The organism is Acinetobacter sp. GW821-FHT01C12, assembly GCF_059422625.1.
In genome coordinates, this window is sequence record NZ_JBWKXD010000003.1 from 1 (window position 1) to 15,948 (window position 15,948).

A 15,948-nucleotide genomic window follows, 5' to 3' on the forward strand; every position below is an offset into this window, starting at 1 on the left:
CCATGTGAGAGTAAGTCATCGCCAGCTTTTAAATCTAAAACACCCCGATCTCTAGCGAGAGCGGGGTGTTTTTTTATGCCCAGATGAAAGAAAAAGATAAGAAATTAAGAAGCAAAATAAAAGCTCTAGCCTTAGCAGGAGCTTCATTCAATAGGCAAAAGCGTTATTTAAGTTGTCTTCGGGCATGTTTTAATGCAGTTCTTAAGCCTTCTTCCAAGGTTGGGTGATAAAAAGGTTTTGCTAATATCTCATCAATTGTCAGCTGTTCTGCAATGATCCAAGAGAGTAAGTGGGTCATATGTTCGGCAGACTCAACAAAAAGTTCAGCCCCTAAGAGTTTTCTGCTTTGCTGATCTACATAAACTTCAACAGCACCTTTATTTTTACCTAAAACCAATGCGCGACCTTGTTTTTCATAAGAAGCAAAACCTGTAACAAAGGCTGTGTCTGATTTTGACAGCGTGGCAAAGTTTTGCCCAGCAATCCCCATTTCTGGACTACAGAACACAATACCTAAAGGGGATAGGTTATTTAAGTTGTGTATATTGGGAAAATTTAAACAACTTGAAACGACATTTCTTCCTTCATTTGCAGCCTCATGTTGTAAAGGCGTTTGGGTAAAAGCATCGCCAATAATAAATATTGGAAAATCAGCCAGTTGTTTAGTGGTGGGATGAACTGGTAATTGTTTTAAATCTGAGAATGACTGATCAATGTTTTCGAGGGACAAGGTTGATAAGTGTGTAGCACGACCAGTCGCATTTAAAATATAGTCAACCTGTATGGATTTAGATTCATTATTTTCAATAAATGATATTTCAACCCCATTTTTAATATCTTGGATTGAATCAGGTAAAACTTCAAATTTAATATTCAGTTCTTTGGATAATTCCGCTTGAGCGATTTCTTGTAAATTAGGGCTACTAAGCACCCCCACTTTTTTGCTTCTTGCAAAAACAGTCGTATTTACACCTAGGCGATGCATTGCTTGAGCTAATTCAATTGCAATCACACCGCTCCCGATCACGGCAATAGACTTAGGCAGTGTCTCAAGCTCAAATACTTCATCTGAAGTAATCAGTTTATTGCCTAGTTTATTTTTCCAATCTTGGTTATAGGTCGGCGTTGAACCTACAGCAAGAATAAATGATTTAGATTGATAATGTTTTCCATCGACCTCAACCGTATTTGCATTTACAAATTTAGCTTCGCCATCAATTTTATGTGCAGTTTCCCAACTTTCTACATCTTTTAGCGTCGCACGAGCAAAGCGGTCACGTAAATTTCTGACATGTTGCATAACTTGACGTGTATCGATCTCTGCTTTTACCTCTAAAGCGACTTCTTTGGCATTTTGAATGTCATACATCCGATTTGCAGTTGAAATGAGAACTTTACTTGGCATACAGCCAACACGGACACAGGTTGTATCCCATGGACCTTTATTGATAATCAGTATGTTAGATGTATATTTGATTGCTTCTTTATATGCACTAATACCCGCAGTTCCTGCGCCAATGATAATGATGTCGTACATGATATAAACCTGATTTTAAATAATAGTAATTACATTAAAAAACATTTTGAAATAGCATATTTACACATATAGATAACTATGCTTACATAGCATTCAAAATAATCTACAACAATTTTTGGGGATTCTTAGGTTGAGTAAAATTATGGATACTAGAAAACTTACTGGAAAGTTAAGTGCTATTGCAATTTCTATTTTGTTAGCAAGTTGTGGTGGGGGCGGTGGAGGTTATTATGATAAAAATGATAACGGAACAGGCAATGGTAATGGTGGAACTACAGTTGAAGCTGTGAACATTACAAATATTGCTTTATACGATGTAAATAACGCAGTTACAAACTCTATTACTGCTGCTGGTGTAACAGCAAAAGTAAAAGTGACAGATAAGACTGGTAAAGGTATTAGTGGTGCAGTTGTCACCTTTAGTGGGGAAGGCGTAGTTTTTGGGACAACAAATGCCGCTGTACTTACAAATGCTGATGGTGAAGCCAGTATTTCAATTAAACCCCAAGACTTAAATACAACGGGTGCATATCAGATATCTGCTACTGCAAATTATAATGGTACTTCAGCAACAACAAGCCCTTATAATTTCAGCTTACAAGCAGCAAATATTGTCTTAGTGGGAATGGTTGCAGCAACGACTGATTTAGAGTCTGGTGCATCAACAAATATCACATTAAAGACACAAGATGCAAATACAAAAGTTAATCAAAATAACGTTACTGTGAATTTTAGTGCATCATGCGGTACCTTTGAACCAGCAATTGTTGCTTCTTCAAACCAAGGTGATGTTACGACTTCTTATAAAGCGATTGGGACTGATGGGAAGTTATGTGAGGGTACACATACAATTAGAGCTTCAGGTTCGAATATTCCTGAATCAAAAGTTGAAGTAAATATAGCCGCTACTGAAGCAAACTCTTTAGTTTATACAACGACTAATGCTGTAAATTTAGGTATAAAAAATAGCGGTTCTGCTGCATCAGGTCAAATTGAATTTACTTTGTACGCGAACGGTACACCAGCCGCGAATAAAGATGTAAACATTGAGCTGGTTCGTGCTCCTGAGGATTTAAGTTTTATCTCTTTAGGTAATCGTGCGATTAAAACTGTAAAAAGTGATCCAAATGGTAAAGTTGTTGTAACTTTATATCCAGGAGATAAACCTGGACCTGTGGAAATAAAAGCAACACTAGTATCAAACAATACCGTCTCCGCTTTATCTAAAAATGTAGCAGTTTCTACAGGTAGAGTAACTCAAGACGGTTTCAGTTTATCTGTTAGCAAAAATGCTTTGCAGAACAAGGTTGATGGTGATAGTGCAACGATCAATGTGATGCTGAGGGATCGTACTGGTAATCCTGTACCAAATGGTACGGTTGTGAGCTTTGTTAGTGAAGGCGGTGTTGTTACCCCTAATTGTTCTACTACAGATGGACGATGTTCAGTAACATTATCAGTGCAAGATCCTCGTCCTTTAGATAATCGAGTTACTGTTTTAGCTTATGTTGAAGGGGATAAGCAGTACATTGATAAGAATGGTAATAATCTTTATGATGAAGGTGAACCATTTGCTAAATTGGTAAATGATAGTACTGGAAAATTAGTAGAAGAAAATACGAATATTGGTGATTTCTTTCGTGATGATAATGAAAATAATCAATATGATGCAAATTTTGGTGAATATATTTATAAGCGTAGTTTTGGAAACTCATTATGTGGTCTTTCTACAATAGATCAACCAAATATTGCAGGTACATGTAATAGTGGTTTAAGTGCTGTTCTCCGTCAGCAGTTACTATTTGCATTTTCAGAAAATACAGCAACATTTACAAATGTGACTGCTAGCGGTAGCTTATTGTCTTTTAATTTATATGGGAACAGTATGCAAAGTGTTCCTATGCCGACAGGTTCTACTGTAAGTGTTACACCTGAAGATAATACCAAAGACAATAATTTGTCCTGTTCAGCTGAACTAGTGCAAGGAAGCTCTCCAGTAGCAAGTGTTTTTAACCTATTAACACCAACAACATTTAAAAATAGTACACAAGCATTCTATGGCTATCGCTTAAAAGAGTGTGCGGTGGGTGATATGTTCAAGGTGTCAGTTGCTGCTCCTGATGGTAAAGTTTCAACGATATTTGTTGCATATAAATAGAGAAAAAGTACTTTGATAAAAAACAGCGCTTCGGCGCTGTTTTTTATTTAACAGATGTTCCCATACTTACCCCAACCGTAGGTCTTACATTCATTGAACTACATGCAGATAAAAGTAGACATGAGATCAAGATAAGGCCAATAACTTTCATAGAAATATCCAAATTTTAAGTTGTTGTTATTCTAATCCCATTGATAAGACGGCGTGTGTAGTAAAATTATTGTCTTTCATTGATTGAGTTAAAATTTTTATTCAATTTCATTGTTGATATTGGATTCTATAATCTGAGGTGTTTAAAAGCCTAACGTTTTAAGCTTTTAAACTGTATATATAAATAACTGATTCGGTGATGTTATGGTGTTGTAAATTGCAAAACACGATTACCATATTGATCAACTAACTTTAACGTTTTGTCATAGACTTGATAACCTTTCACTTTATTGAGTGCTTCAGTATAGTCAGCCGCAAGTTTCATAGTGTCCTGACAATACATACGAGTAGAGCCGAGTTGTCCTAAGGTCAAGTGTTGTCCTTTGATCGCATAGGCGCCCATAATGCGATTACAGCCATCTGCTCCACTTATCTGTAAATCTGAACCAAATTGAATGCTTGGTATGTTGTGAGCATTTGGCGTTGCTTTATATTCTGTTGCACCAATATGCGTGAGTGTCCAATTTTTGTTTTGCAACAAACTTAAATTTTGGCTTTGTTGATCGGCACTTGGTGTAGATGCACATCCAGAAAACAAGAGCGTTGCTGTGATGAATGTGGTTGCGAGTATGGATTTAAACATGCGTATTCTCCTAATTTTAATGATTATATAAACAAAATTGAGTTAAACCATAAAGACGAGCTGACTAAAGCTATACATTATTGAGCATGTTCATCAGGTAAACCAAAACGAATCACTTTAGAAAAGTTATCGCTATTTTGATATTTAAACTGAGCATATTCAGCCGTTCTTGGATTGATATGTGCTTTTTTATACCATTCTTTGATTGACCATTGATGATTTAATGCACCCAAATCATAAAGATAATTGGGTAAATAACCTGAAGCCAATAAACGATAATCTGTTGGTAATTTTTCAGGGGAAATCGCCTGAACCATATCAAAAACCAAAGTTGTACAGTTACTAGTTAGGGTGTTGTACCACTTTGGATGTTCTGCCAAAGCGGAAGATTTCAAAAGATACTCTTCAAATAATGCTTTGGTTTCTGCTTTTGGTAATTGAATCGGGAAAAAATAAACCTGTTCACCTCGAATATTACTTCGTGTATAAACAATATCTTTTTCATCTGCAGCGATTAGGCTTAGCTCAAATTGTCTAAAAAACCCACCAATTGCAGAAAAATTTTCATTTTTTTCTTTCCGAATTTCAATAGAAAAAACGAGTGGGCGCTGGTTTAAAAAATCAAAGCTGACCAAGGTATGGGCAATATGTGGTCCCATCCAATAAGAGGTGATGATATTGACGCCTGTAATCTCATCTAAGTTGTAGCTTCTGGTTTCCCAGCGTTCGTCATATTGATCAGGGGAGTGCCAATTAAAGTTGCGGACATTATGAATCGTGACAAGATTACCTTGCTGCTGGTAAGTAAAAATTCTGGAAACTTCTGGACTCCATTGACGATCTTGCTGCGCAGGAATATTAAAGTACCAGATTAAGCTGACAATAAAGGCGATGATATAGATCAGACTGTCCGTTTTTCGGCTAAATATATTTTTAGTAAAATAGATCCCAAGAATACTCAATGCAAAAATAATCCAAATAGGGATGATGATATAACTGAAAATCTTTCCTAATGGGTGTTGAATCCAAATCGCGAAACAAAACCACAGGCTGCTCAATACCACAAATAAGCTAAACAAGGAATGGATTATCCCCATTCCAAGTGTATGCAGTATTGATCTTGTTTTTAAGCTATCCATAAGCCACTATTTTTGTTCATAAAGTTCAGTGCTATTTTCGGTATGTTGCAAACTCAAAAGCAATAGCTGTTTTGTCATCAACATGTGACTCGCTCGCAACTTTTTTAAATTCCGCTGGAATTTCTGGATAATACGCGTCACCTTGTACATCGAGCTCAATGTGGGTGAGCTCTAAACGATCGGCAATGTGCATGGTTTGTTTAAAAATTTCACCACCACCAATGATAAATATACTGGCAGGTTTTTCTGATGCCAATACATCAGGAATCGCTTGCTCCAAAGCAGCATCTATACTATGGGCCGTTTTAACCCCAGCAAAGCTCCAATCCTGATCACGGGTAATTACCCAATTGACACGTTTAGGTAATGCACGTCCCATCGATTCAAGCGTTTTACGTCCCATCACCACAACACCACCTTGGGTGATTTCTTTGAAGTGCTTAAGGTCTGCTGAAATATGCCATGGAAGATCGTTCGCTTTACCAATGCAGCGTTGTTGATCCATTGCAACGACATGCACAATTTCAAAGTTTTTAAATGTCATAATGAATTCGCTTATTATCCATTGGAAAATTTTCCCTCCTATTACAAGGAGGGAATAAGGAAAGACTGGATTAAAATATTTAAACAGCTACAGGTGCTTTAATTGCAGGATGTGACTCATAACCTGTAATTTCAATATCTTCAAATTTAAAGTCAAAAATATCCTTAATTTCAGGATTTAACTTGAGTTGACACAATGGTAAGGGTTCACGTGTTAACTGAAGTTTTGCTTGTTCAAAATGGTTAACATATAAATGTGTATCACCACCAGTCCAGACAAAATCACCTACGCCTAAACCACAAACTTGAGCAACCATATGAGTCAGTAGAGCATAGCTGGCAATATTAAATGGCACCCCTAAGAAAACATCTGCACTACGTTGATAAAGTTGGCAAGACAACTTTCCATCCTGAACAAAAAATTGGAATAAAGTGTGGCATGGCGGTAAGGCAACTTTACCTGCTTCATTTGGGTTCCAGCCAGACACAATCAAACGACGTGAGTTTGGATTGGTCTTGATTTCATTGACCAACCAACTGATTTGGTCAAAACCATCATTTTCAAACAAACCATTGTCTTTTTGCGTTGCGCCAAAGTTACGCCATTGATGACCATAGACTGGGCCCAATTCACCCTCAGGGCGTCCAAAACGGGCAGTCTGCTCAGCGGTAGACCATTCATCCCAGATTGAAACCTTATTGTCTTTTAAATATTGAACATTGGTGTCGCCTTTTAGGAACCACAGCAGTTCAATCACAATTGAGCGGAAATGAACTTTTTTAGTGGTCAGTAGCGGAAACCCTTTTGACAAGTCAAAACGCATTTGATGACCAAATACAGAACGAGTACCTGTACCAGTACGATCACCTTTGTCACCGCCATCGTCTAGGATATGTTGTAGAAGGTCTAAATACGCTTTCATATAGTGTCCAATTTGGGGCGTCTATACGACACAAATGACAGATTATGTCGCATGATTACCCATTCGTAATGTTTCTGAATAGCTTCAGAGTTTATACTAATCTGACTCTCTTTTTAAGCTAGATTATTTTCTGTTTTGCATCCATCTAACATCTAAAACTAAGAGTATTTGAAAATGAGTATAAATTTGAATGAGCTCCCAGCATGTTTACAGCCTTATAAAACGCAAATTATTGCGACAAAAAAAGACAGTATAGAAATATCATTAGTGCCGACTGAAGATTTACAGATTTGGCAAAGCAAAGTGGGTGGAAATCCTTATTTACCTGTAGGCAAGCAATATCCGCAGAGTGCGGAGGGGGATGACCTACAATTATTGGCGCAGATCAATTTTGCAGAATTGCCAGAAAATCAACATTATCCAAAATCTGGAATTTTACAGTTTTTTATCAATCCGCATGATGATTTATATGGTCTCAATTTTGATGATCAAAAAAAGCAAGATGGCTTTCGCATGGTTTTTTATGACAAGATTGAGCAAGATCTTGCACTTTTACAAAGCGATTTTCCAAGTTTTGCTGAGGACGATATTTATAGTCCTATTGCAGGGCAGTCTGCGATTCAGTTTGAGAAGGCTGAAAGCTATATTGATATGAACAATTTTGATTTTTCTCAAAAAGTCACAGACCCTTATGAAAGAGACGATGAAGAAGAGTTTTGTGATGAATACAGTGAAGTTTTTTCCGCAAGCGGTCATCGTTTAGGGGGATATCCATTTTTTACTCAATCTGATCCGCGTGAATACAATGAATCTATTCAAGATTATATTTTGCTGTTGCAGATTGATACAGGTGAAGTTGAAGGTATTGAGATCATGTGGGGCGACTCAGGTGTAGGGAACTTCTTTATTCATCCTGATGATCTTGAAAAAAGAGATTTCTCTAAAGTGGTGTATAACTGGGATTGTTATTAAGCAGCGACGGCATAATTTCTAAAAAGCTGATGTTGATAACGTCAGCTTTTTATTGAAAAAATCTTTCTTTGGCATACGATTTTGCTGAATTTACAAAACAAAAGTGTGACTGAATTGACAGTTTAATGTGTTGATTAGATTAAGAAAATATTTTAATGATACGGCCGAGTAAACTTTTATTGATTAATTTTTAAACAAACAAACCCAGATGATGAATTATGTAATGTCAGCAGTTTCAGTAGCTTGAGGCATTACAAATGAGATTTATTAACACTTACATATTTTTTTACATGTTTTAAGTCTACATTTTAAGAATTGCTGATTACTATTCATGGCTTGTGAAAAGTTGTTATTGGTTTAAACAAGGTGGTTTGAATCAATTCAAAAGGCCAGTTTGAGGACAATGCATGATTTACGACCACAATGTTAATATGAATGAATACGTGAATCCCACGGTTCATATTCAGATTCGATCGGAAAATCAAAATAATAATTTTCGACCAGATGAATACTTAAAAAATAAAGCATTTGAAACTTTTAAAAATCAAACTGAAGCATTTAAGAAAGAAAGCTTAATCGATATTAGCAAATTTACTGAAAAACTTGTCAGTATGTCGCGTAGTACTACTGCACATCGTTGTGCAAGATATGTGCGTATAGCACTTGAATCAGCTGGTGCACGTTTTTCTGATCATCCTGTTGCCGCTTCAGATTGGGGTTCGACTTTAACTGAGATTGGTTATAAGCAAATCCGTCCTGACTTCGATAATCCTCAAGAAGGTGATATTTATATCATCAACAGCACCAGTCGCCATCGTTATGGTCATATTGCTGGATTTACAGGTTCTCAATGGGTTTCTGATTTTAGACAACGTAGTTACGATGTGTATAAAGACCCAAATGTAACCTATGAATATTATCGTCTAGCTGCTTAGTTTCACAGTCAAAAGCATTTAATCTATTACGGATTAAAAGATAAAAAAGGAAGCTTTTGGAATGAAAGGCTTCCTTTTTTATTACTATGCTTTTTTACTACAACACCTTTAGTCAAAACGTTTTGCGCGATTTTGATAAATTGACATGATAAATAGACCCAATGCAGCAAAACCAATGGCTTGAATCGAGGTCAATATTTTATGTTGTGCGGGTAAAAAAGCCATTAAAAGCATAAGTGCAAGCAATGGATAGATTGAAAATAAAATTTTAAAACCTTGAACATAGACATTATGTTGAGCAATTTTTAGCCCTAGCATTTTTAATAAATGCGTAGAGATTCCAATTGCTAAACATATCACGGTAAACGTTGAACTTAACCTCTCAATCGTGGCGCAATAATAAATTATCACACAGGTTAAGATTGAGATGATCACTTTCATTTCACGGCTACAGCGCGCTGAATACCAAAAATCTAACATTATTTAGATATTTGTTCAGATGAATTTTTATTGAGTAGCGAGAGTGGTGAAAAAATACAAACCGCTAGGGCCATAAAACCAATACCTTGAGCGCCTGGGATCAAAATTTCACCATTGTTCATATTTTTAAAAACCAATGCCAAAACTAAAGCCAGTGGAATCCAAGTCAATAAACGATAAAGAAATCCTGTTGGGCGTTGGGCTGCAAAATGAACCTTACAGTAACGACAAATCAGAAAAATAATACCTGTACCTGCAAAAAGTAAAATATTATCAAGGGTTAGAGGCTGGTACCAATATAGTCCAATAGTAACCAGCGCCAATAAAATAAGGAAAATGAGCTTCTTTGCAACCGAGACTTTAGGATCAAACCAAAATTCAAGCATAGTGATTTCGTTTAAATTGAATAATGATAATTTAGCATAAAAAAGGTGAAGCTTAGCTTCACCTTTTTAAACTTAGCCCATAAGGCTTAAGTATTTTTTTGTGGACCCCAGTCAAAAATTTTCTTTTGGTAAGCGTACCAAATTAACCATAATCCAATCAGAATCATTGGGAATGAGAGGATTTGACCTTTGGTCATCCAGCCAAACAGGATATAACCTTGATCTGCATCAGGTTCACGGAAGAATTCCATAAAGAATCGAGCACAGCCATAACCCATTAGAAAGATTGCAGATACGGCATAACGTGGGCGTGGTTTAGCACTATAGAACCATAGAATAAGGAACAGCAGCAGTCCTTCACACAGCGCTTGATAGAGCTGAGATGGATGACGAACCAAATGTAGTGGATCAGTCGGGAAGATCATACCTAGCGCAAAGTTAGGGTCAGAAACTTGACGACCATATAATTCACCACCTATGAAGTTACCAATTCGACCAAACATCAAGCCCGTCGGTACACAGGGTGCAATGAAATCTAGTGTTTCAAACCAAGTTTTCTTGTATTTATGGCACCACAAAAGCATGGCGATCATTACACCAAGGAAGCCCCCGTGGAAACTCATACCGCCAGTCCAGACTTTAAATAGCCAGATAGGATCTGCTAAAAATTTGCCAAACTCGTAAAATAAAACATAGCCTACACGACCACCGAGCACAACCCCAAGTGCGCCAAAGAACACCAGATCTGAAACCATTTCAGAGTTCCAGTCAGCACGTTGTTTAGCGCGATAAGTAGCAAGTCCCCAAGCACATAAAAATGCCAAGAGATACATCAGTCCATACCAATGGACGTTGAGTGGACCCAGTGATATCGCAATTGGGTCAATATTCGGGTAGGTGAGCATTCCTAATCCTTGATTTTCTATTTTGCACAGATTTTAGCTGAAACATATTAAAAATGTTGTACATTCAATGTGTAAACTTCATGGAATGTATTTTATGTGTATTGTGGCATTGGCTTGGCAAGTTTTGGATGATTTACCTGTTTGTTTAATTTCAAATCGTGACGAATTCTACCATCGTCCAAGCACTCAATTACAGTCATGGGCGAACAGTCCGATTATTGCAGGGCAAGATTTGCAATCAGGCGGAACATGGATGGGGGTTACACCACAGGGACGTTGGGCAGTGATTACCAATTATCGTGATGGTGCTGATAAACAAACTTATCCCACTACGCGTGGCTATTTGATTCAAGCCTTTTTAGCGTCAGATCAAACACCAATTCGTTTTGCACAAGCATTGGAAAAGCAGCAAAGAGATTATGCGGGTTTTAACTTATTTGTGGGTGATCGACAGCAAGCTGTTTATATGAGTAATCGCGGTGAAGCCCCACAAGTGTTATCCCAAGGTGTATTTGTTGTTTCAAATGGCTTGATGTCAGATGATTGGGAAAAAACCAAGCATTTACGTAAACGCTTTACCCAAGAATTTTTACCCATGTTGCAAGTTCCTGCTATCCCAGAGCAAGATCTACAATTCGCTGTTTGGGACATTTTAGAAGATGAACGAAAAATTATTCCTGATTTACTGCCCAATACTGGAATTAATCCTGAAATGGAAGCGTTGTTGTCTTCAACATTTATTCAAAGTCCAATTTATGGCACACGCTGTTCCAACTTTTTAAGAATAAGCAGTACGCAGATTGATTGGATCGAAAAAACACAACAAGGTGAACATATGGGCGAGTTAGTCGAGATTAAGCGCACTATTGAAAAATAAAAAGCCATAGCAACTTTCGTCACTATGGCTTTAAAAAATAAATTTAGTTGATTAGCCAGCAATTACACCGCCATCTTTACGAGTAATGACGACCGTTGCCGAGCGTGGGCGAGCGGTCTTATTGCTTGGATCTTTTTGTGAGGCAGGCCAGTTACTTGATGGCTTATCAAAGCTAGGTGAGTCTTCACCTGGATGCTGAACATTGATAAAAATGGCTTTATAGTCGGGTGTCATGGTGACACCTGTGATTTCACATTGTTTTGGGCCTGTTAAGAAGCGACGCAGGTTTTCATCAGTGACTTGTTTACCTACGATCGTTTCTTGCCCAGCAGATGTTATTGCTTTTGCACCATCACCGACTTTACCAGGGAGTGCAGCAAGCATCATACAGTTGGTGGTATCTGTATAAGCACCGTCATCCGTTTGAATCCAAAGTACACCACGTGGATCGAACCACATACCATCTGGTGAAGATAAATCATTGTTATCATTTAAACCAGACAGATTGATATTGCTGGCCATTTTTGCTTCAGCACCAAAGAGGTAGATATCCCAAGTAAAGCTTTCAGCAGTGGTTTTATTATCTTTTTCATGGAAGCGAATAATGTGACCATTTACATTGCCTTTACCGCCTTCTGGGTCGCTATAGTTTCGTGGATTTGCGGCATCTAATGCATGTGCTGTACCACGGTTCGAGTTATTGGTTAGTGTGACATAGACTTCACCATTCTCGGGGTTCACCGCAACCCATTCTGGGCGATCCATTTTGGTGGCTTTGACCGAATCACCTGCTAAACGTGCAAAAGTAGTGACATCGGCTTGAGATCTAAAAGGATAGACGGTATTGCTATCATTTAAACCATTTTTACCGTATGCCAATTCAATCCATTTACCTGTACCATCATTATTGAACTGCGCAACATATAACTTGCCACTGTTCATATATTTATCGCCAGCGCGATAGCCACCATTTACATCTTTTGCATCCCACTTCGCATCAGATACAAATTTGTAGATATATTCGCCACGTGAGTCATCGCCCATATAGAAGGCCAGATTTTCCCCTTCGATTAAACGGCTTGAGCGACAGTCTTCATGTGCAAAGCGACCTAAAGATGTACGTTTAACTGGGTTTGAACGACTATCGAATGGATCGATTTCAACAATCCAACCAAAGGTATTTGCACCGTTGCGATAATCTTTGTCTGCTGAGTCAGCGGTAATTGAAGCGTTCCAACGGTCATATAAGTCTTGGCTCTCGATCGCCCCAATCGCAGTTTCCCAGCCATAACGTGAGCTGGCACCATCTTTTAAACCATAGCGATTCAGTGCGATGATTTCAGCAGCGCTGCGTTTTGCATCATCACCTTTATTACGCACAAAGTATCCAATAAAGTTTTCTTCTGTGGTGAGGTAAGTCCCCCAAGGCGTATAACCATTACCACAGTTATTATGTGTGCCACGTGTTTGCTTTGCTGAGCTTGAGTATTTGGTTTTTACCAAATCGGAACCTGCAACTGTACCTGCAAAGTCCATGACCGTTGACGCTGTAATACGACGATTAAATGGAGAGCTTTTTACAATCTCTACTTTTTGTGTAGTTGCATCTTTCTTTAATTCAATGACGGAAACACCGTGTGCATTGACTTCACGAATCACTTCATCTTCTGGGCGACGACCATTTACTTTTGTTGCACCTTTAGGATGTAAGAAGGTTTGGTTAATGTATTCATGGTTCATGACCAGTAAGCCACGGTTTGAGGCTTTCGCATCATATTTAGAGCTATTGGAATTTAAGCCAAAATAACTCATACCATCATGACAATCGCCTGAACGCGCTGTAAAGCTGACCCCTGAAGGAACATTATTGTCATCCCAGTCAGGGATCGTTTGCGTTAATGGATCACCTAAAGCATAAAGCACATTTGCCTCATAACCAGCAGGAACAGTGACGATGTCATTGAGGTTTTTTGCAACAGGGTTAAAGGTGAATTTTTCTGGTTTTTTAACGGTTGTTGTTGGTGTTGAATTATTGTCATCGTCGTCATTACAGCCGACTAGGCTTGATGCTAAAGCGAGAGCAGCTGCACCACTTGCTGTTTTTGTAATTAAACTACGACGAGAAATCCGTTGTTCTAAAATGTCACGGAAATGTGTGTTATTCGAAGTATTGTTATCTAACTCTTGATTTTCATGATATGGCGTGAGGTCTGTCATACGATTCCCTTTGGCTTTAAGTCTTGATTAAATGTGATTTTGATTCAGCTTAAAAACATACAGAACAAATGTGTAAGATCTCTTACTCTTATATTTAATATTGGTTAAATTTAATCTTATTTTAAGAAAGTAATAGGATTGTCATATTTGTATTTAGATAATTACTGTGCTGTTCAATTTCTATAAACATTGTGATATGACTGATTGAGCTTGATATGTGCTTGGTGAATTGAATCAACAGGATTAACTTGTAGTTATTTTTTTTATAGAGATGTTTCATAAAGAGATTTTAATAATAGGCTTCTTTTCTAAGCGCTTATTAAAAGCATAGATCAACAGAAAGTCCCCCTCATCCTAACCTTCTCCCGAGGGGGAGAAGGAACTTTCAATCGCAATATAATTCACTCAACATGATCATTTTTGACTTATGAAATAGATCTAATGTATTCGAATAAAAGGGCTCTGAAGATTAAGCAATAGACTTTTTTTTATAGTTGTTTCTAAAAAGAATTTAACACGCTTAAAAATAAAAAATGACCTCAAAAGAAGTCATTTAAATATTAAAAAGCTTTTTATTTTGATACTTAAGCATCTACAGTTTTACGCTTTTCAATCACTTTACCCAGCAATAAACCCAGCTCAAATAGCATCCACATTGGAATTGCGAGCATGATCATTGAAATTGCATCTGGTGGGGTAATAAACATAGATACGAAGAAACATCCCACCACGATAAAGCGGCGCTTTTCAGCCAATGTTTTAGTGGTGACCAAGCCAACTAAAATTAACACTAAAGTAATGATCGGGATTTCAAATGTTACGCCAAAGACCAAGAATAATTTTAGGCAGAAGCTTAAATAACTATTGATATCAGTCATTGGCGCGACGGTTTCTGGTGAAACACTGATAAAGAAATGCAGGATAGATGGCAATGCAATAAAGTAAGCAAAAGCAATCCCTGAATAAAACAGCACAATACTGCCAAACAACAACGGAAATGCTAGATTTTTTTCTTTTTCGTATAATGCAGGTTTAATAAAAGCCCAAAGTTGATAGATGATAAAGGGCATCGCCAACATCAGCGCAATAAAGAAGTTTAACTTAAACGGCGCCATGAAGGTTGCTGTAACATCAGTTGCAATCATGGTTGAAGTTGCAGGTAATTGTTTTCTGAGTGGTTCTGATAATGCAATATAGGTCTTATTGGCAAATGGCAATAAACAAAAAAATATAGCGATGAGTGCGCCAACAATTTTAAATAAATGCTTACGTAACACCATCAGGTGTTGAGTAATCGGCATCGCATCTAAAGGCGGCGTCTCGGTAGATGAGGCATCATGTACTTGTGGTGCTAATGAGTCGCTCATACAGCCACCTTCAATTGCGGTACTTCTTTAACAAGAACAATTTGTGGTCGAGTTACAGTACAGTTTTGTTTATCTAACCAAGTCTTTGACATATAAATAGCGGGAACCGTAATATCAAGTTTATGATAAGTCGTGTGAATTTTTTTATTGTCTGTTATTGCGAGATGACTTTCTTGTTCTACAGCAATTTTTTGTTGCTGTAACTCCTGCATCTGAGCCTGCATTTTTTGTTCAAGTTCTTGAATTTTTTGCATCTCTTGTTGCATTTGTTCTCTAAATTCAGAAAGACGTAATTCACGGTCGATGTCATTTTGGACACTACTAATTGCACGTTTAAATTTGCTATACCATTTGGCAGCAAAACGCGCAGCTTCAGGAAGTTTATCTGGTCCCAATACCAAGAGAGCAATGATCCCAAACACTAACAGTTCTGAAAATCCAACATCTAACATGATCTACGCCTCACCGATTAGTGTTTTACTGTAGAGTTCACATCAGTATTGCTTGTTTGATGTTCTAGTGTACGCGTTTCAGTCAGTGAAGCAGTTGTTGCCTCTTCTTCTTTAATTGATTTCTTAAAATCTTTTACGGCACCACCAACATCTTTACCTAAGTTTTTTAGCTTTGATGTACCAAATAGTAGAATCACAACAATTGCAAAAATAAGTACATGCCAAATCGATAATCCAGCCATAGTTTTAACTCCTATTTATTAA

The 15,948-nt window shown here is 37.5% G+C and carries 16 protein-coding genes; 4 read left to right on the forward strand and 12 right to left on the reverse strand.

Annotation, left to right across the window (positions count from 1 at the left end; genetic code table 11):
• Positions 1–163 precede the first annotated feature (163 nt).
• Positions 164–1,537: a dihydrolipoyl dehydrogenase gene (locus AC07WY_RS09275; protein ID WP_494736241.1), complete on the reverse strand. Its 1,374-nt coding sequence runs from the start codon at positions 1,535–1,537 to the stop codon at positions 164–166.
• A gap of 142 nt (positions 1,538–1,679) precedes the next feature.
• Between AC07WY_RS09275 and AC07WY_RS09280 the strand changes: the two genes are divergently transcribed.
• Entirely contained in the window at positions 1,680–3,695 is a 2,016-nt protein-coding gene (locus AC07WY_RS09280; protein WP_494736242.1) for a CARDB domain-containing protein, read from the forward strand.
• A 352-nt stretch (positions 3,696–4,047) separates the two neighbouring features.
• Here AC07WY_RS09280 and AC07WY_RS09285 read toward each other — a convergent pair whose 3' ends face one another.
• The 4 genes from AC07WY_RS09285 to thyA form a co-directional block, all read right to left on the reverse strand.
• A complete protein-coding gene (locus tag AC07WY_RS09285) occupies positions 4,048–4,488 on the reverse strand; it encodes an META domain-containing protein (RefSeq protein ID WP_494736243.1) in 441 nt (146 codons plus the stop codon).
• A 77-nt stretch (positions 4,489–4,565) separates the two neighbouring features.
• Positions 4,566–5,627, reverse strand: a complete 1,062-nt coding sequence (locus tag AC07WY_RS09290) for an Lnb N-terminal periplasmic domain-containing protein (protein ID WP_494736244.1) — start codon at positions 5,625–5,627, stop codon at positions 4,566–4,568.
• Positions 5,628–5,658: 31 nt separating this feature from the next.
• The gene (locus tag AC07WY_RS09295; RefSeq protein ID WP_154130104.1) at positions 5,659–6,171 is read right to left on the reverse strand and encodes a dihydrofolate reductase; all 513 of its coding nucleotides are present in this window, start codon (positions 6,169–6,171) and stop codon (positions 5,659–5,661) included.
• A gap of 79 nt (positions 6,172–6,250) precedes the next feature.
• Positions 6,251–7,093 (reverse strand): thymidylate synthase, encoded by an 843-nt coding sequence (thyA, locus tag AC07WY_RS09300; protein WP_151801587.1) that lies wholly within the window; start codon positions 7,091–7,093, stop codon positions 6,251–6,253.
• A 174-nt stretch (positions 7,094–7,267) separates the two neighbouring features.
• On the opposite strand from thyA, the gene AC07WY_RS09305 reads away from it, so the two are divergent.
• Positions 7,268–8,065 (forward strand): YwqG family protein, encoded by a 798-nt coding sequence (locus AC07WY_RS09305; protein WP_494736245.1) that lies wholly within the window; start codon positions 7,268–7,270, stop codon positions 8,063–8,065.
• A gap of 407 nt (positions 8,066–8,472) precedes the next feature.
• A complete protein-coding gene (locus AC07WY_RS09310) occupies positions 8,473–9,000 on the forward strand; it encodes a hypothetical protein (protein ID WP_004726489.1) in 528 nt (175 codons plus the stop codon).
• Positions 9,001–9,108: 108 nt separating this feature from the next.
• Here AC07WY_RS09310 and AC07WY_RS09315 read toward each other — a convergent pair whose 3' ends face one another.
• The 3 genes from AC07WY_RS09315 to lgt form a co-directional block, all read right to left on the reverse strand.
• A complete protein-coding gene (locus AC07WY_RS09315; RefSeq protein ID WP_494736246.1) occupies positions 9,109–9,480 on the reverse strand; it encodes a hypothetical protein in 372 nt (123 codons plus the stop codon).
• Positions 9,480–9,866, reverse strand: coding sequence for a hypothetical protein (locus tag AC07WY_RS09320; protein ID WP_494736247.1), 387 nt, complete (start codon positions 9,864–9,866; stop codon positions 9,480–9,482). The genes AC07WY_RS09315 and AC07WY_RS09320 overlap by 1 nt, the downstream gene beginning before the upstream one ends.
• Before the next feature lie 86 nt (positions 9,867–9,952).
• Positions 9,953–10,771 carry a prolipoprotein diacylglyceryl transferase gene (gene lgt / locus AC07WY_RS09325; RefSeq protein WP_004726496.1) on the reverse strand — a complete coding sequence of 273 codons (819 nt, stop codon included), beginning with the start codon at positions 10,769–10,771 and terminating at the stop codon, positions 9,953–9,955.
• A 94-nt stretch (positions 10,772–10,865) separates the two neighbouring features.
• Here lgt and AC07WY_RS09330 point away from each other — a divergent pair, with 94 nt between their 5' ends.
• Positions 10,866–11,648 (forward strand): NRDE family protein, encoded by a 783-nt coding sequence (locus AC07WY_RS09330; RefSeq protein WP_262084986.1) that lies wholly within the window; start codon positions 10,866–10,868, stop codon positions 11,646–11,648.
• Between the two features lie 51 nt (positions 11,649–11,699).
• Here AC07WY_RS09330 and AC07WY_RS09335 read toward each other — a convergent pair whose 3' ends face one another.
• From AC07WY_RS09335 to tatA, 4 genes are all read right to left on the reverse strand, one after another.
• Positions 11,700–13,865 (reverse strand): PhoX family protein, encoded by a 2,166-nt coding sequence (locus AC07WY_RS09335; RefSeq protein WP_262084988.1) that lies wholly within the window; start codon positions 13,863–13,865, stop codon positions 11,700–11,702.
• 584 nt (positions 13,866–14,449) lie between these two features.
• Complete coding sequence (tatC, locus tag AC07WY_RS09340; RefSeq protein ID WP_004818877.1) at positions 14,450–15,232, reverse strand: twin-arginine translocase subunit TatC; 783 nt, start codon at positions 15,230–15,232, stop codon at positions 14,450–14,452.
• Entirely contained in the window at positions 15,229–15,684 is a 456-nt protein-coding gene (tatB, locus tag AC07WY_RS09345) for a Sec-independent protein translocase protein TatB (RefSeq protein ID WP_004818879.1), read from the reverse strand. The genes tatC and tatB overlap by 4 nt, the downstream gene beginning before the upstream one ends.
• 17 nt (positions 15,685–15,701) lie before the next feature.
• Complete coding sequence (tatA, locus tag AC07WY_RS09350; RefSeq protein WP_004726505.1) at positions 15,702–15,926, reverse strand: Sec-independent protein translocase subunit TatA; 225 nt, start codon at positions 15,924–15,926, stop codon at positions 15,702–15,704.
• Positions 15,927–15,948 lie beyond the last annotated feature (22 nt).